The sequence below is a fragment of the Curtobacterium sp. MCBD17_019 genome, assembly GCF_003234555.1.
Lineage (GTDB): Bacteria > Actinomycetota > Actinomycetes > Actinomycetales > Microbacteriaceae > Curtobacterium.
This window is the reverse complement of record NZ_QKTT01000003.1, coordinates 40596-56526: the sequence shown is the minus strand read 5'-3', so window position 1 is coordinate 56526 and position 15931 is coordinate 40596. Positions and strand designations below refer to the sequence as shown.

The 15931-nt window shown below is 70.6% G+C and carries 15 protein-coding genes; 1 reads left to right on the top strand and 14 read right to left on the bottom strand.

Translation table 11 applies throughout. The annotated features are described in order from the left end of the window. Window positions 1-210 precede the first annotated feature (210 nt). The 13 genes from DEI82_RS03825 to DEI82_RS03765 form a co-directional block, all read right to left on the bottom strand. Complete coding sequence (locus DEI82_RS03825; protein ID WP_111009036.1) at window positions 211-573, bottom strand: rhodanese-like domain-containing protein; 363 nt, start codon at window positions 571-573, stop codon at window positions 211-213. 18 nt (window positions 574-591) lie between these two features. Next, entirely contained in the window at window positions 592-1578 is a 987-nt protein-coding gene (gene secF / locus DEI82_RS03820; RefSeq protein WP_111013331.1) for a protein translocase subunit SecF, read from the bottom strand. Further along, window positions 1578-3335 carry a protein translocase subunit SecD gene (gene secD / locus DEI82_RS03815; RefSeq protein ID WP_111009034.1) on the bottom strand — a complete coding sequence of 586 codons (1758 nt, stop codon included), beginning with the start codon at window positions 3333-3335 and terminating at the stop codon, window positions 1578-1580. Before secD ends, secF begins: the two co-directional genes overlap by 1 nt. Window positions 3336-3442: 107 nt before the next feature. Next, entirely contained in the window at window positions 3443-3877 is a 435-nt protein-coding gene (yajC, locus tag DEI82_RS03810; protein ID WP_111025594.1) for a preprotein translocase subunit YajC, read from the bottom strand. A gap of 95 nt (window positions 3878-3972) precedes the next feature. Next, window positions 3973-5022, bottom strand: a complete 1050-nt coding sequence (gene ruvB, locus DEI82_RS03805) for a Holliday junction branch migration DNA helicase RuvB (RefSeq protein ID WP_111009032.1) — start codon at window positions 5020-5022, stop codon at window positions 3973-3975. Further along, complete coding sequence (gene ruvA, locus DEI82_RS03800; protein WP_111009031.1) at window positions 5019-5627, bottom strand: Holliday junction branch migration protein RuvA; 609 nt, start codon at window positions 5625-5627, stop codon at window positions 5019-5021. The genes ruvB and ruvA overlap by 4 nt, the downstream gene beginning before the upstream one ends. Beyond that, window positions 5624-6199, bottom strand: a complete 576-nt coding sequence (ruvC, locus tag DEI82_RS03795; protein WP_111009030.1) for a crossover junction endodeoxyribonuclease RuvC — start codon at window positions 6197-6199, stop codon at window positions 5624-5626. Before ruvC ends, ruvA begins: the two co-directional genes overlap by 4 nt. Before the next feature lie 30 nt (window positions 6200-6229). After that, entirely contained in the window at window positions 6230-6994 is a 765-nt protein-coding gene (locus DEI82_RS03790; protein ID WP_111013333.1) for a YebC/PmpR family DNA-binding transcriptional regulator, read from the bottom strand. Between the two features lie 99 nt (window positions 6995-7093). Further along, complete coding sequence (gene pdxT, locus DEI82_RS03785) at window positions 7094-7708, bottom strand: pyridoxal 5'-phosphate synthase glutaminase subunit PdxT (RefSeq protein WP_111035859.1); 615 nt, start codon at window positions 7706-7708, stop codon at window positions 7094-7096. Next, window positions 7698-8630 carry a pyridoxal 5'-phosphate synthase lyase subunit PdxS gene (pdxS, locus tag DEI82_RS03780; protein ID WP_111009027.1) on the bottom strand — a complete coding sequence of 311 codons (933 nt, stop codon included), beginning with the start codon at window positions 8628-8630 and terminating at the stop codon, window positions 7698-7700. The genes pdxT and pdxS overlap by 11 nt, the downstream gene beginning before the upstream one ends. A 34-nt stretch (window positions 8631-8664) precedes the next feature. Next, the gene (locus DEI82_RS03775; protein WP_111013400.1) at window positions 8665-9204 is read right to left on the bottom strand and encodes an HIT domain-containing protein; all 540 of its coding nucleotides are present in this window, start codon (window positions 9202-9204) and stop codon (window positions 8665-8667) included. Between the two features lie 59 nt (window positions 9205-9263). Then, a complete protein-coding gene (thrS, locus tag DEI82_RS03770) occupies window positions 9264-11231 on the bottom strand; it encodes a threonine--tRNA ligase (RefSeq protein ID WP_111035951.1) in 1968 nt (655 codons plus the stop codon). Window positions 11232-11415: 184 nt separating this feature from the next. After that, window positions 11416-11949 (bottom strand): adenine phosphoribosyltransferase, encoded by a 534-nt coding sequence (locus DEI82_RS03765; protein ID WP_111009026.1) that lies wholly within the window; start codon window positions 11947-11949, stop codon window positions 11416-11418. A 251-nt stretch (window positions 11950-12200) separates the two neighbouring features. Between DEI82_RS03765 and DEI82_RS03760 the strand changes: the two genes are divergently transcribed. Continuing rightward, the gene (locus DEI82_RS03760; protein ID WP_111035858.1) at window positions 12201-13208 is read left to right on the top strand and encodes a glycoside hydrolase family 6 protein; all 1008 of its coding nucleotides are present in this window, start codon (window positions 12201-12203) and stop codon (window positions 13206-13208) included. A 92-nt stretch (window positions 13209-13300) separates the two neighbouring features. On the opposite strand, the gene DEI82_RS03755 is transcribed toward DEI82_RS03760, so the two are convergent. Continuing rightward, the gene (locus DEI82_RS03755) at window positions 13301-15889 is read right to left on the bottom strand and encodes an ATP-dependent Clp protease ATP-binding subunit (protein WP_111035857.1); all 2589 of its coding nucleotides are present in this window, start codon (window positions 15887-15889) and stop codon (window positions 13301-13303) included. Window positions 15890-15931: the final 42 nt, after the last annotated feature.

Sequence of the window (15931 nt, the reverse complement as noted above, 5' to 3'; positions counted from 1 at the left end):
CGTCGCCGGATCGGGTCGCGCTGCGGCGCCCTCGGCCGCCGCGGATTCCCGTGTGTCGGTCATGCGTCGCCTCCGGCCCCGGCACGTCGCTCGGAGCGTCGTCCCACTGATGTCCCTCGGCCGCGGTCGCGGTCGTCCGCACGCGGACTGCCCGACACTCGTGGTGCAGGCAACGCCGGGTGCTGTGCGTTCAACACTACGCGCGCGGACTCAGGCGTCCGAACCCGGTTCGCCCACGGCGTCGTGGTGCCCGCTCGCGTCGTCAGCGGCCGTCGTGACCGCTCCCCCGGCCTGCGCCCACGCGACCATGCCACCGGCCACGCTCACGGCCGGCACACCCGACCGCTCGAGCGCGTCGGCGACCATCCCCGACCGGTGGCCGGAGTGGCAGATGATCAGTGCCGGTTCATCGTCGGCGGCGATCTCGGTCCACCGCTCCTGCAGGGCCGACATCGGCAGCAGGCGCGCGACCGGAGCGTGGCCCGCGTCCCATTCGTCCTGCTCGCGGACGTCGATGAGTCGCGCTCCGCCCTCGACGCGGCGCATGGCCTCGTGGACGTCGATCTCCTGCATGCGGTCGCCTCTCGGTGGTCAGGCCGGCTGTCGTGCCGCGGCCTGCAGCTTCTTCTGGTCCGACTTGCGGATCTTCTCCTCGCCGATCCGCAGGTGTGCGTAGAGCGGCGACGCGATGAAGATCGTCGAGTAGGTGCCCACGATGATGCCGATGAACAGCGCGAGCGAGATGTCCCGCAGGGTCCCGGCGCCGAGGACGTACGACCCGATGAAGAGGATCGCCGCGACGGGCAGCAACGCGACCACCGAGGTGTTGATCGAGCGGACGAGCGTCTGGTTCACCGCGAGGTTCACCGACTGCGCGAAGGTGCGCCGCGAGCCCTCGGCGTCCTGGGCGGTGTTCTCGCGGACCTTGTCGAACACCACGACCGTGTCGTACAGGGAGTACCCGAGGATCGTCAGGAACCCGATGACCGCGGCGGGCGTGACCTCGAAGCCGACGATGCCGTACACCCCGGCCGTGATGAGCAGGTCGTGGAGCAGCGCCGCCATGGCCGAGAGCGACATCTTCCAGGTGCGGAAGTAGATGGTCATGAACGCGGCAGCGAGGATCAGGAAGATCACGAGACCGCGGATGGCCTGGTCGAGGACGTCCGCACCCCAGGTCGCACCGATGTAGGACGACGCGACCTTGGTGTCCGACACGTCGTACGCCTTGGCGAGCGCGGCAGCGACGTCGTCGTTCTGCGCGGTCGTCAGCTGCGAGGTCTGGACCCGGATCGAGTCACGGCCGAGCTGGGACACCCGCGGGACGACGTCCGGGACGACTCGCTCGACCGCAGCGGTGGCCGGGTCCTGATCGAGGGTGGACACGTCGGAGATGGTGAACTCCGACCCGCCGGTGAACTCGATGCCGAGGTGGTAGCCACCGCGGAGCCACGGCACGACGACGGAGATGACGATCGCGGCGATGGCGATCGTGTACCAGAGGCGTCGGCGCCCGACGATGTCGTAGGAGCGCTTGCCGGTGTAGAGGTCGCTGCCGAACTGGCTGAAGCTGGCCATCAGGAGTCCTTCCCGTCGGTCTCAGGGCGTTCGGAGTCCGTGGTCGTCGTCGTGCCCTGCGCCTTGCGTTCGGCGATCGTCTGTCGTCGCGCGGCCTCACGTGCGCTCCGCTGGCGCTTGCCGTCCACGACGGGGGCACGGAACTGCGCGCGGCCCCGGTACACCGCACCGAGTGCGGTCGGGTCGAGCCCGCTGAAGCGGTGTCCCTCGTTGAAGAACCGGGTGCGTGCGATGAGCCGGAGCATCGGGTGGGTGAACAGCGTCACGACGATGATGTCGATGATCGTCGTGAGCAGCAGGGTCAGCGCGAAGCCCTTCACGTCGCTCACCGCGAGGATGTAGAGGGTCACGGCCGCGAGGAAGTTGACCGAGTCGGACGCCAGGATCGTGCGGAAGGCGCGGCGCCACCCCGCCTCGACCGCGCTCTCGAGCGCGCGGCCCTCGCGGAGTTCATCGCGGATGCGTTCGAAGTAGACGATGAACGAGTCGGCCGTGATGCCGATCGCGACGATGAGGCCTGCCACGCCGGCCAGGGACAACCGGTAGTCGATGCGCCACGACATGATCGCGATGACGAGGTAGGTGATCGCGGCGGACACCGCGAGCGACAGGACGGTCACGAACGCGAGCGCCCGGTACTGCACCACGGAGTAGATGACGACGAGGAGCAGACCGATGAGACCGGCGATCAGACCGCCGATGAGCTGCGCCGAACCGAGGGTCGCCGAGATGACCTCGTTGCTCTGCACGGTGAAGTTGATCGGCAGGGCACCGAACTTGAGCTGGTCGGCGAGCGTCTTGGCGGAGTCCGCGGTGAACGACCCCGTGATCTGCGCCTTGCCGTTGGTGATCGCGCTGTTCGTGGCGGGCGCGGTGATCACCGTGCCGTCGAGGACGATGGCGAACTGGTTCCGCGGCGCCGTGAGCGAGACGAGGCGCGAGGTGACCGCGCGGAAGTCCTTGGTGCCCTGGCCGTTGAAACTGAGGTTGACGGCCCACTCGCCGGTGGACACGCCCTGCGAGTTCGTGGCGATGCCGGACGTCGCGTTGCTGATGTCGGCGCCCACGACCTCGACCGGGCCGAGGATGTACTTGCTGGCGCCGTCCTGGTCACACGTGACGAGCGGCTTCGAGTCGGGGGCGGAGGTGACGTCGTCCGGCGCGTTGCAGTCGTAGTTCTCGTACAGGTCCTGGAGGCGCGCGCTCACCCAGTTCGGGTCGCTCGCGTTCGTCGGCTTCGCCGTGGGCGTGGCCTCGAGCGACGCGGGCGGGCTGTACGGCGTCGGTGAGGCCGTACCGTTCTTGCCCTTGCCGCCGACCGAGGTGTTCGTCGCCGCGGTCGTGTACAGGACGGGGCGGAAGGTCAGCTTCGCGGCTGCCTCGATCCGCTGGATGGTCTGCTTGTCGGGCCGGCCGGGGATCGACACGACGATGTTGTTCGAGCCCTGCGTGTTGATCTCGGACTCGGACACTCCCGAGGCGTCGATGCGCTCACGGATGATCTCGACCGCCTGCTGCAGCTGCTGCGCGTTGACGTCGTTGCCACCCGTTTGCTTCGCGGCGAGCGTGATCTGCGTGCCGCCCTGGAGGTCGAGCGCCAGTTCCGGCACCCAGCTCGCCGAGTCCCACCATCCGGAGGTCTTCGCGCTGTTGGCCAGGATGGTCGCCGTCCCGTTGAGCGCCGAGAGCGCGGCGATGATGATGACCAACCAGGTGAGCGAGCGAAGCGCCTTCTTGACCGGTGTCGTTCGTGCCACCTGTGCGTCTCTGCTTTCTGTACGGACCGCGCAGCCGATCGGCTACCGGGTGCGGAGGAGTCGCCCTCGGGCGGGCCGATCGGGGTCGGCCGGGCGGTGGGTCGGGGTCAGCGGTCGTCGCGCTTGGCGTCCGGGTCGACCACGCCGGTGGTGTCGCTGCCGAGACGTTCGCCGAACTCCGGCTCGCCCGTGGTCTCGACCGGGGCGATCACCGGCCGGGGTTCCTCGTCGCCCGTGGCCGTGGTGCCCACGACCGCGGTGGCGGCGTCGTCGCCGTTGTCGTCGACGACCCGCGACAGGGTCTGGCGGTGGACGGTGACGATCGTGCCGGGCGCGATCTCGACGTCGGCCGTGACCTTCTCGTCGTTCACGGACACGATGGTGCCGTAGAGCCCGAACGACAGCATGACGCGCGCGCCCGGGACCATCTTGGTGGTCATCGTCTCCTGCTGCTGCTTCCGCTTCCGGCTGTTGCGGAACATGAGGAACACGAGCCCCAACGCGAGGACCAGCATGACGATGGTGGTCGGACTAGACTGCATGGGATGGGCCTTCCGGGGGGTGCTCGAATCGGGCGGGGGTAGTCTAGGGCACCGCGCTGGGAGCATCGTCCCGCCCCGCGTCGCCGCTCGGAGCGTCAGTCGCGCTCGAACAGTTCTGGCTGTGCCGTGGGAGCGGAGCCCTGCTGGGCGGCGCCGCCGGGTGTGAGCCCGAAGTGCCGCCACGCCGTCGGCGTCGCGATCCGGCCCCGGGGTGTCCGGGTGACGAGCCCGACGCGCACGAGGAACGGTTCGACGACCGACTCGATGGTCTCGCTCTCTTCGCCCACCGACACGGCGAGCGTGTTGAGACCGACCGGACCGCCGTCGAACCGCGTGAGCATGGTCTCGACGACCGCGCGGTCGAGGCGGTCGAGACCGAGCTCGTCGACGTCGTACAGGTCGAGTGCGCCACGGACGGCGTCGATGCCGCTGACGGGCGCGTGCACGAGGGCGTAGTCGCGGACGCGACGTAGCAAGCGGTTCGCGATGCGGGGTGTCCCCCGGGACCGTCCGGCGATCTCGCGGAGGGCGGACCGGTCGATGGCGAGGTCGAGCAGCCCCGCGGCGCGGACAAGGACCTGCTCGAGCTCGTCCTGTTCGTAGAACTCGAGGTGGGCCGTGAACCCGAAGCGATCGCGGAGCGGGTTCGGCAGCAGCCCGGCCCGCGTGGTCGCCCCGACGAGGGTGAACGGGGCGAGGTCGAGCGGGATGCTCGTCGCGCCCGCGCCCTTGCCGACCATGATGTCGATGCGGAAGTCCTCCATCGCGAGGTAGAGCATCTCCTCGGCGGAGCGCGCCATGCGGTGGATCTCGTCGATGAACAGGACCTCGCCCGGCACGAGTGAGGACAGGACGGCGGCGAGATCGCCGGCGTGCTGGATCGCCGGCCCGCTCGACATCCGCAACGGTCGCCCCGACTCGTGCGCGACGATCATCGCGAGCGTCGTCTTGCCGAGCCCGGGAGGCCCGGCCAGCAGGATGTGGTCCGGCGTGCGCTCCTGCATCGCCGCGGCCGTGAGCAGGAGCTCGAGCTGCCCGCGCACCTTGCGCTGGCCGACGAACTCCGCCAGGGACCGCGGCCGCATGGCTCCCTCGAAGGCGAGCTCGGCCTCGGACTCGGGTGCGGAGGACGTGATCCCGCTCATCGCGCCGCACCCGACGGCCGGAGCGTGCCGAGCGCGGCACGGAGCAACGCCTGCGTGCCCATCGCTGCGACACCGGGCTCGTTCGCGATCGTCTCGTCGACGGCGGTGCGCGCAGCGTCCTCGCGCCAACCGAGACCGACCAGGGCGATGACGACGTCCTCCGATGCGGGGTGCGGAGCCGCGGGCGACGGGGTGGCCTGGTGTACGGCGGTGAGCTTGCCGGCGAGGGCCACCGTGATGAGCTTGGCCGTCTTCGGGCCGATGCCGCTCACCTTGCGGAAGGCCGTGTCGTCGTCGTCGGTGACCGCGCGCGCCACCTGTGCGGGCGTCATCGTCGCGAGCACCCCCATCGCGGACTTCGGCCCGACGCCGGAGACGCCGCGGAGCAGGTCGAACACCTGCAGCGCCTCGGCGGTCTCGAACCCGTACAGCGACATGTCGTCCTCGCGGACGACGAGCACGGTCCACAGGAAGACCTCGGCCCCGTGTCGGACGGCCAACGCGTGCTGCGGGGTCACGGTCACGCCGTACCCGACGCCACCGACCTCGACCACCATGCGGGAGCCCGCCGTGTCGATGCAGGTACCTCGGAGACTCGCGATCATCCTCCGAGCCTACGAGACACCACCGACCGCTCGGCCTCTCGCCACGCCCGCTGGGCCGGCGTGAGCGTGACGGCCCGCGCACCGGCCTCGGTCGGTGCGCCGACCCTCCAGGCGTGGCAGATCGCGAGTGCGAGCGCGTCCGATGCGTCGGCGGGCTTCGGGGCCTCGGCCAGTCCGAGCACCCGCGCCACCATCGTCGCCACCTGCTTCTTGTCGGCGTTGCCGTAGCCGCTGATCGCCGCCTTGACCTCGGAGGGGGTGTGCAACGTGACGGGGATCGACCGCGACGCCGCTGCGTGGAGTGCGAGTCCTGCCGCCTGGGCGGTGCCCATGACCGTGCGCACGTTCGCCTGGGCGAAGACTCGCTCGACGGCCACGGCATCGGGCCGGAACTCGTCCATCGCGGCACCGACGCCCGCGGCGATGCGGACCAACCGCTGCTCGAGCGCCATGTCCGACGGTGTGCGGACCACGGTGACGTGCACGAGACGGGCCCGACGGTCGGCCGCGACCTCGACGACGCCGACGCCACACCGGGTCAGGCCCGGGTCGACGCCGAGGACGCGGATCACGGACGGGGCCGGTCGGACCCGGTCACGGGACTAGTCCTCGTCCTCGTCGAGCTCGGCCTGCACCTCGGCCGGGATCGCGAAGTTCGCGTAGACGTTCTGCACGTCGTCGCTGTCCTCGAGGGCGTCGATGAGCTTGAACACCTTGCGGGCCGTCTCGGCGTCGACGTCGATCCGGAGCCCGGGGACGAACTCGGCGTCGGCGGCGTCGTAGTCGATCCCGGCGTCCTGCAGGGCCGTCCGCGCGGCGACGAGGTCCGAGGCCTCGGTGATGATCTCGAACCCGCCACCCTGGTCGGTGACCTCCTCGACACCGGCGTCGAGCACGGCACCGAGGACGTCGTCCTCGGTGAGGCCGTCGGTCTTGGTGACCGAGATGACGCCCTTGCGCGCGAAGTTGTAGGCCACGCTGCCCGGGTCGGCCATGGTGCCGCCGTTGCGCGTCATCGCGGTCCGGACCTCGGCCGCGGCGCGGTTCTTGTTCTCCGTGAGGCACTCGATCAGCATCGCGACGCCGTTCGGGCCGTAGCCCTCGTACATGATCGTCTGGTAGTCGATCGACTCACCGGTGAGGCCGGCGCCGCGCTTGATCGCGCGGTCGATGTTGTCGTTCGGGACGGAGGTCTTCTTCGCCTTCTGCACGGCGTCGACCAGCGTCGGGTTGCCCGAGAGGTCCGCACCGCCCATCTTGGCGGCGACCTCGATGTTCTTGATGAGCTTCGCGAAGGACTTCGCACGGCGCTGGTCGATGACCGCCTTCTTGTGCTTGGTCGTTGCCCACTTGGAATGCCCGGACACGGTTCTCCTCGATCGGTTCTGGTGATCCCGGTCATCGTACAGGCCGGGAGGGACGGGACGGGTGGAGCCGCGCCTCCCCGCTGTCGCGCGCCGACCGGGTCAGGCGTCGGCGACGAGCTGGAGGAAGCGGCGGTGGAAGCGGTCCTCGCCGCTGACCTCGGGGTGGAACGCCGAGGCGATGACGTTGCCCTGCTGCACCGCGATCGGTCGGCCGTCGGGCAGGGCGCCGATGACCTGCACGTCGGGACCGTGGTCCTCGACCACCGGGGCACGGATGAACACGGCGTGCACCGGGGCCTCGCCGAGGTCCGGCATCGGGATGTCGATCTCGAACGAGTCGTTCTGGTTGCCGAACGCGTTGCGGCGGACCGTCGTGTCGAGCACGTCGAGCGTCTGCTGCCCGTCGATGCCGTCCTGGATGCGCGACGACAGCATGATCATCCCGGCGCAGGTGCCGTACGTCGGCAGGCCCTCGTGGATGGCCTGGGACAACGGCTCGGCGAGACCGAACGACCGCGCCAGTTTGTCCATCACGCTGGACTCGCCCCCCGGGATCACGACGCCCTGGAGGCTCGCGAGTTCCTCCGGGCGACGGAGCGGCACGACCTCGGCACCGAGCGCCGTCAGCGACGCGATGTGCTCCCGGAAGTCGCCCTGGAGTGCGAGGACCCCGATCCGGGGCCGGACGCTCCCGACGACGGGGCTACCAGCCACGCTCGGCGAGGCGGTGCGGCGCGGGGACGTCGGCCACGTTGATGCCGACCATCGCCTCGCCCAGACCGCGGGAGACCTCGGCGATGACCTTCGGGTCGTCGTGGAACGTGACGGCCTTCACGATCGCCGCGGCGCGCTTCGCCGGGTCGCCGGACTTGAAGATGCCCGAGCCGACGAACACGCCGTCCGCGCCGAGCTGCATCATCATCGCCGCGTCCGCCGGGGTGGCCACGCCGCCCGCGGTGAACAGCACGACGGGCAGCGCACCCGTCCGGGCGACCTCCTTGACGACGTCGTACGGAGCCTGCAGCTCCTTGGCGGCGACGTAGAGCTCGTCGTCCTTGAGGTTGCGGAGCGCGGCGATCTCCTTCGAGATCGTGCGGATGTGCCGCGTCGCCTCGGAGACGTCGCCCGTGCCGGCCTCGCCCTTGGAGCGGATCATCGCCGCACCCTCGGTGATGCGACGGAGGGCCTCACCGAGGTTCGTCGCGCCGCACACGAAGGGCGTGGTGAAGTCCCACTTGTCGATGTGGTTGACGTAGTCCGCCGGCGAGAGGACCTCGGACTCGTCGATGTAGTCGACTCCGAGCTCCTGCAGCACCTGGGCCTCGACGAAGTGGCCGATGCGTGCCTTCGCCATGACGGGGATCGACACGGCGGCGATGATGTCCTCGATCATCGACGGGTCGGACATGCGGGCGACGCCGCCCTGGGCCCGGATGTCGGCGGGGACACGCTCGAGCGCCATGACCGCCGTCGCGCCGGCGTCCTCGGCGATGCGCGCCTGCTCTGCGTCGATGACGTCCATGATGACGCCGCCCTTGAGCATCTCGGCGAGGCCGCGCTTGACGCGCGAGGAACCGGTGATCGAGGTGCCGGGGGTCGAGGCGGGATCGGTGGTCGATGCGGTGCTGTCGCTCATGATCCACCCAGTCTAGTTGCCCGGCGGAGCGTGATCACGCTGGGCGAACACGCGACTCGTGCGGCCACGCCTCGGCCACCAGGCGCCGGGTCTCGCCGAGGAGCTGGGTGATCGCCTTCGTCCGCGCGATGATCGGGAAGAAGTTCGAGTCGGACGCCCAGCGCGGCACGATGTGCTGATGCAGGTGCGCCGCGACGCCCGCGCCGGCGATCTCGCCCTGGTTCATGCCGATGTTGAAGCCGTCGCAGTGCGCCACGGTCCGGAGCACGCCCATCGCGGTGCGCGTGAGGGCGGTCATCTCGGCGGCTTCCTCGTCGGTCGCCTCGTCGTACAGGGGCACGTGGCGGTAGGGGCAGACGAGCAGGTGGCCGTTGTTGTACGGGTAGAGGTTGAGCAGCACGAATGCCGTCCGGCCGCGGGCCACGATGAGGGCGTCCTCGTCCGGCAGGGTCGGCGCGACGCAGAACGGGCAGTCGTCCTTCTGGCCACGCCCCTCCCCCGCGCGTCCCTGCTCGATGTACACCGCGCGGTGCGGCGTCCAGAGGCGCTGGAACGCGTCGGGCACGGCGGCCATGTCCGCGGAGGAGCGGATGACGAAGGGGTCGCCCTCCGTTCCCGGGGTCTCCGCCACGGTCAGACCTGCGACCGCTCGCGGATGGCCGTCGTGATGCGGTCCACGGCCTCCTGGATCGGCACGCCGTTGTGCTGGCTGCCGTCGCGGAACCGGAAGCTCACGGCGCCCTGCTGCCGGTCCTCGTCGCCCGCGATGAGCATGAACGGGACCTTCTGCTTGGTGTGGGTGCGGATCTTCTTCTGCATGCGGTCGTCAGAGTGGTCGACCTCGGCGCGCACGCCCTGCTCGCGGAGCCGCGTGACGACCTCGTCGAGGTAGTCGCCGTACTCCTCGGCCACCGGGATCCCGACGACCTGCACCGGTGCGAGCCACGCGGGGAAGGCACCCGCGTAGTGCTCGGTGAGGACGCCGAAGAACCGCTCGATCGACCCGAAGAGCGCGCGGTGGATCATCACCGGACGCTGACGCGAGCCGTCCGCGGCGGTGTACTCGAGGCCGAAGCGCTCGGGCAGGTTGAAGTCGAGCTGCACCGTCGACATCTGCCACGTGCGGCCGATCGCATCACGGGCCTGGACCGAGATCTTCGGACCGTAGAACGCGGCTCCGCCCGGGTCCGGCACGAGCTCGAGACCGGAATCGGCGGCGACCTCCGTCAGCGTGCTCGTGGCTTCCTCCCAGACCTCGTCGGAGCCGACGTACTTGTCCGGGTCCTTCGTGGAGAGCTCGAGGTAGAAGTCGGTGAGGCCGTAGTCGCGGAGCAGCGACAGCACGAAGTTCAGCGTGCGGGTGAGCTCGTCCTTCATCTGCTCGCGCGTCGTGAAGATGTGGGCGTCGTCCATCGTGAGACCACGGACACGGGTCAGGCCGTGGATGACACCGGACTTCTCGTTCCGGTACACGGTCCCGAACTCGAACAGCCGGAGCGGGAGGTCACGGTAGGACCGGGCCTGCGAGCGGTACACGAGGATGTGCATCGGGCAGTTCATCGGCTTGAGGTAGTAATCGGCGCCCTGCCGGGTGATCTCGCCCTCGTCGTTCCGTGCCTCGTCGAGGTGCATCGGCGGGAACATGCCGTCCTTGTACCACCCGAGGTGGCCGGACTGTTCGAAGAGGTCGCCCTTGGTGATGTGCGGCGTGTTGACGAAGGAGTAGCCCTCGGCCTCGTGGCGGCGCCGCGAGTAGTCCTCCATCTCGCGGCGGATGATCCCGCCCTTGGGGTGGAAGATCGCGAGGCCCGAGCCGATCTCGTCCGGGAACGAGAACAGGTCGAGCTCGGCCCCGAGCTTGCGGTGGTCGCGCTTGGCGGCTTCCTCGAGGCGCTCGAGGTACGCGCGGAGCTGGTCCTTGTCGGGCCATGCGGTGCCGTAGATCCGCTGGAGCTGCGGGTTCTTCTCGGAGCCACGCCAGTAGGCCGCAGCCACCCGCATGAGCTTCGCGGCGTTGCCGATGACCCGGGTCGTGGGCAGGTGCGGCCCGCGGCAGAGGTCCTGCCAGACGACCTCGCCGGACTTCGGGTCCACGTTCTCGTAGACGGTGAGTTCGCCGGCACCGACCTCGACGCTCTCGCCGGCGTCACCCTCGCTCGCCGCGCCCTTGAGGCCGATCAGCTCCTGCTTGTACGGCTCCCCCGCCATGAGCTCGCGCGCCTCGTCGTCGCTCACCACGCGACGGACGAACCGCTGGCCCTGCCGGATGATGCGGTCCATGCCCTTCTCGATGGCCTTGAGGTCCTCGGGCGTGAACGGCTCGGCCACGTCGAAGTCGTAGTAGAAGCCGTCCGTGACGGGCGGTCCGATGCCGAGCTTCGCCTCGGGGTTGATCGCCTGCACGGCCTGCGCGAGCACGTGCGCGGTCGAGTGCCGGAGGATGTCGAGGCCGTCCTGCTCAGCGAGGGTCACGGGCTCGACGACCGCCCCGGCGGAGACCTCGGCCGCGAGGTCACGGAGCACACCGTCGACCCGGATCGCCACGACCGACCGCTCGCCCGCGAACAGCTCGGTCCCGGTCGTCGTGGTCGTCGCCGTCACGGTCGCGGGTGCCGGCGGCACGTCGGGCTGGTCGGCGGCGGGGACGACTGACTCGGTCACGGTGGTGGGGCTCCCTCGTTCGGTGGTGCACCAACACTAGTCGGCCGGGAGGCCCGCACCGCCCCGTCGACGACCCCGGCCCGCACCGTGGCGGGAGTGCTCACTGCGCAGCGCACGCGAGGCGTCAGGCGGGCGCGGTCCCGAGGGTGTGCACCGGCAGTCGACCCTCGAGACGGGCCCGGCCCCCGAGGCCGTCGAGTTCGAGGAGCGCTGCGAACCCGACCGCGTGGTACCCGGCACGTTCGAGCAGCGTGATGGTCGCCTCGGCGGTACCGCCCGTCGCGAGGACGTCGTCGACCACGAGGACGCGCGTGCCCTCGGGCAGTTGTCCGGGGCGCAGCTCCACCGCGGCCTCGCCGTACTCGAGCGCGTACTGCTCGCTGAGGACCTCGCCGGGGAGCTTCCCCGCCTTGCGGACGGTGAGCACACCCCGGCCCCGCTGGACGGCGATCCCCCCGGCCAACGCGAACCCGCGCGCCTCGATGCCCGCCACCGCCTCGACGTCCGTGAACGGCTCGGCGAGTGCGCCACAGACGGTCGAGAACGCGACGGGATCGGCGAACACCGGGGTGACGTCGCGGAAGAGGATCCCCGGCTTCGGGAAGTCCGGCACCACGGCGGTGAGTCGTTCGACGAGGGACGCGGCGTGCTCGGTCATGCCTCAACCGTACGGGGACGGCGCTGGCCGACGTGCCGTCGGTACCGGCGCGCGACGGGGTACGCCGTGCGCCGATCCGGACCGCCCACCGGGGTACAGGCCGTCCTGCTGGCCGGCGAGGAGCACACGGCGTGGCGGTTGGCAAGCCCCTCCGGTCCGCGTGGACAAGCGGAACGGCGGCCGGTTGACTTGTCCCCCACACACGGCCGACGTACAGGACGTCTGTCAGCGATCACCCAGGGGAACAACCGATGAACCGCATCGTCCGTGCGGCCCTCGTGGCCGCCGCCGTCGCGTCGATCAGCACCACGACGGCCATCACCGAGACCGCCAGCGCATCGGCGGCGACCGCCACCGTCACACCGGCGACGATCCGTACTGCTCCGACGCAGACGATCTACCAGGGCGGTCTGTACGTCCAGCCCGACAGCCAGCCGGCGCAGGCGGCAGCGACCCTCGCCGCACAGGGCCGGGCCACCGAGGCAGCGGCGGCGCGGACGATCGCACGCCAGCCGATCGCGATCTGGTTGGGCGAGTGGTTCCAGGGCGGCCTGCTCGACAGCACCATCGCACGGAACCTGGCGAGCGCAGAATCGAAGGGCACCACCCCGGTGTTCGTCACCTACGCGATCCCCGACCGGGACTGCGGCGGGTACTCCGCTGGTGGGCTGACGCCCGCGCAGTACACCGCGTGGAACCAGCAGATCGCGGACGACCTCCACGGTCATCGCGCGGTCGTGCTCGTCGAGCCCGACTCGCTCGCGATGCTCCCGTCGTGTTCGCAGGACGCGTCGACGCGGCTCCCGCTCCTCAGGACAGCGGTCGCACAGTTCCACGCCGCCGGTGTCCCCGCGTACCTCGACGGGGGGAACTCGAGCTGGAACACGCCGGCCGTCATGGCCTCGGAGCTGAACCAGGCGGGCGTCAGCCAGGCGCGCGGGTTCTTCACGAACGTGTCGAACTTCAACGCCGTCGACCCGGAGCGCTCCTACGCCGGCAAGGTGTCCGCCCTCACCGGCGGATCGCACTTCGTCATCGACGTCTCGCGGAACGGTCGCGGTGCCCGCGGCGACTGGTGCAACCCAGCGGGTGCCGGCCTCGGTCAGGACCCGCACGTCACGTACGGCAGCGGCCAGCTCGACGCGCTGCTGTGGGTGAAGACACCCGGTGCGAGTGACGGCACGTGCAACGGTGGGCCGGCGGCCGGCGACTGGTTCGCGTCGTACGCGGTCGGACTCGTGCAGAACGCCGCGCGCTGACGCCCGTCCGGTCCGTGGCACCGCCCGGACAAGCGACGGGAACGCCCCCGGTGTCGATGCGACACCGGGGGCGTTCCTCCACCCGGAGTGGACTAGACCCGCACGCGGGCGTCCCGGTCCACGGTGGCGACGAGCTGGTCGGCGACCACGTCGATCGCGATGGTCTCGCCGGCCGCGACCTCGGAGCGGACCATGAGGTCCGCGACGCGGTCCTCGACCTCGCGCTGGATGAGCCGACGCAGCGGACGGGCGCCGTACTCGGGTTCGTACCCGTGCTCGGCGAGCCAGTCGACTGCGGCGGGACGGACCTCCAGGTCGAGGTCCTGCGCGGCCACCCGACGTGCGGTGTCGGCGAGCAGGAGCCCGACGATGGCGTGCAGCTGCGCGCGGTCGAGCTTGCGGAACAGCACGATCTCGTCGATCCGGTTGAGGAACTCGGGCCGCATGGCCTCGCGGAGCTTGCCCATCACCCGGTTCCGCAGGTCCTGCTCCTCGTACCCCGAGGCGTCGGTCGCCGCCGAGAACCCGAGGGCGCCCGAACGGCTGGCGAGGAACTCGGACCCGAGGTTCGACGTCATGATCACGACCGTGTTCCGGAAGTCCACGGTGCGTCCCTGCCCGTCGGTGAGTCGTCCGTCGTCGAGCACCTGCAGGAGCAGGTTGAACACGTCCGGGTGCGCCTTCTCGATCTCGTCGAGCAGGATCACCGAGTACGGGTTCCGGCGGACACGCTCGGTGAGCTGCCCGGCTTCGTCGTACCCGACGTACCCGGGAGGGGCGCCGACGAGCCGACTGACCGTGTGGCGCTCCCCGAACTCGCTCATGTCGAAGCGGAGCATCGCGGTCTCGTCGCCGAACAGGCTCGACGCGAGCGCCTTCGCCAGCTCGGTCTTGCCGACACCGGTCGGGCCGAGGAACAGGAAGCTCCCGACGGGGCGACGCGGGTCGCCCATGCCGGTGCGGCTGCGACGGACGGACTTGGCGATGGCGGCGACCGCGTCGTCCTGCCCGACCACCCGTGCGTGCAGGTCGTCCTCGAGGACCGCGAGCCGGGCGCGGTCGTCCGCGGTGAGCCGCGAGGCGGGGATGCCGGTCGCACGGGCGACGACCTCGGCGATGTCCGCCTCGGTGATCGTCGTGTCGGCCTCCGTCCGGGAGGCGCTGCTCGCGCCGGTCGCGGTGGGCGCGGTGGCGGACTCGATCCGGGCCTCCAGTCCGTCGATGGCGTCACGGAGCCGCGATGCCTCCTCGTACTGCTCCTCGGCGACCGCGCGGTCCTTGGCGGACTGCAGGTCGACGATCTCGGCACGCAGGGCGTCGACGTCGACCGTGCCGCTGAGGGCGAGACGGCGCCGCGCGCCGGCCTGGTCGATGAGGTCGATGGCCTTGTCGGGCAGGAAGCGGTCGGTCACGTAGCGATGTGACATCTCGACGGCCGCGCGGATGGCGTCGTCCGTGTAGGCGACGCCGTGGTGCTCGGCGTACCGCGGCGCCAGGCCGGCGAGGATCTGCACGGCGTCGGCCACGCTCGGCTCGCCGACCGTCACGGGCTGGAAGCGGCGTTCGAGCGCGGCGTCCTTCTCGATGCGGCGGTACTCGTCGAGCGTCGTGGCGCCGACCATGTGCAGGTCACCGCGGGCGAGGCGCGGCTTGAGGATGTTGCCGGCGTCCATGCCGCCGTCACCACCGCTGCCGGCGCCGACGACGGTGTGCAGCTCGTCGACGAACACGATGAGCTCGTCGCGGTGCGCGGCGATCTCGTCCATGACCTTGGTGAGTCGCTCCTCGAAGTCACCGCGGTAGCGCGTGCCCGAGACCATCGCGGCCATGTCGAGTGCGACGACCCGCTTGCCCTGGAGCAGCGTGGGGACGTCGCCGTCGACGATGCGCTGGGCCAGGCCCTCGACGATCGCGGTCTTGCCGACGCCCGGTTCACCGATGAGGACCGGGTTGTTCTTGGTACGGCGGAGCAGGATCTCGACGGTCTGCTCGATCTCACCGGCGCGGCCGATCACGGGGTCGATGCCGCCCTCGCGCGCGCGGGCCGTGAGGTCGGTGCCGAACTGGTCGAGCGTCGGGGTGTCGGACTCCTGGCCCGGTGTGCCGGCCGCGGTGCTGCCGGCGACCGGGCGACCCTCGCGGGCGGCACGGGCGGCGTCCTGCGCGTACTGCTGCATGGTCTGCGGCGTCACGCCCGCGGCGACGAGCATCTGCCCGGCGACGGTGTCCTGCTCGACCACCAGCGCGAAGAAGACGTGCTCGGGGTCGACGTACGTGGATCCGAACGCGCGCGCGGCCTGCGCGGCGTCGAGGAGCGCGCGCTGCGCGGAGGGCGTGAGCGCGGGACGGCCCTCGGGGCGCTCGTCGGACGGCTCCGGGAGTCGTTCGTCGACCGCGGCGGCGAACCGCTCGGGGTCGGCGCCGACGGTGCGGACGAGCCCGGCGAACGGCTCGGCGGTCACGAGGACGCGGAGCAGGTGCAGCGCGTCGATCTCGTGGTGGCCGCGCTCCACGGCGAACGTCGCCGCGGCGCGGAGCACTTCGTGGGTGCGGCGGCTGAGGAGCCGCGTGATGTCGACGGGCCGGCCGAACGGCACGGACCGCTGCTGGCCCTGGAGCAGGCGGGCGAGGAACTCGTCGAACGAGTTGTCGCTGCCGGTCGGGCCGAAGACGTCTGACAAAGGGACCTCCTGTGGAACTTGAGTGCGTCCGACTCAATACAA

What these genes read in the sequence shown, in the direction of transcription:
- DEI82_RS03775 (WP_111013400.1), bottom strand. Translation starts at nt 9,204, where the DNA reads ATGGCCGCCGTGCCCGACGCGTTCCAGCGCCTCTGGACGCCGCACCGC.
- secF (WP_111013331.1), bottom strand. Translation starts at nt 1,578, where the DNA reads ATGGCCAGCTTCAGCCAGTTCGGCAGCGACCTCTACACCGGCAAGCGC.
- ruvB (WP_111009032.1), bottom strand. Translation starts at nt 5,022, where the DNA reads ATGAGCGGGATCACGTCCTCCGCACCCGAGTCCGAGGCCGAGCTCGCC.
- ruvA (WP_111009031.1), bottom strand. Translation starts at nt 5,627, where the DNA reads ATGATCGCGAGTCTCCGAGGTACCTGCATCGACACGGCGGGCTCCCGC.
- DEI82_RS03765 (WP_111009026.1), bottom strand. Translation starts at nt 11,949, where the DNA reads ATGACCGAGCACGCCGCGTCCCTCGTCGAACGACTCACCGCCGTGGTG.
- yajC (WP_111025594.1), bottom strand. Translation starts at nt 3,877, where the DNA reads ATGCAGTCTAGTCCGACCACCATCGTCATGCTGGTCCTCGCGTTGGGG.
- DEI82_RS03760 (WP_111035858.1), top strand. Translation starts at nt 12,201, where the DNA reads ATGAACCGCATCGTCCGTGCGGCCCTCGTGGCCGCCGCCGTCGCGTCG.
- DEI82_RS03825 (WP_111009036.1), bottom strand. Translation starts at nt 573, where the DNA reads ATGCAGGAGATCGACGTCCACGAGGCCATGCGCCGCGTCGAGGGCGGA.
- pdxS (WP_111009027.1), bottom strand. Translation starts at nt 8,630, where the DNA reads ATGAGCGACAGCACCGCATCGACCACCGATCCCGCCTCGACCCCCGGC.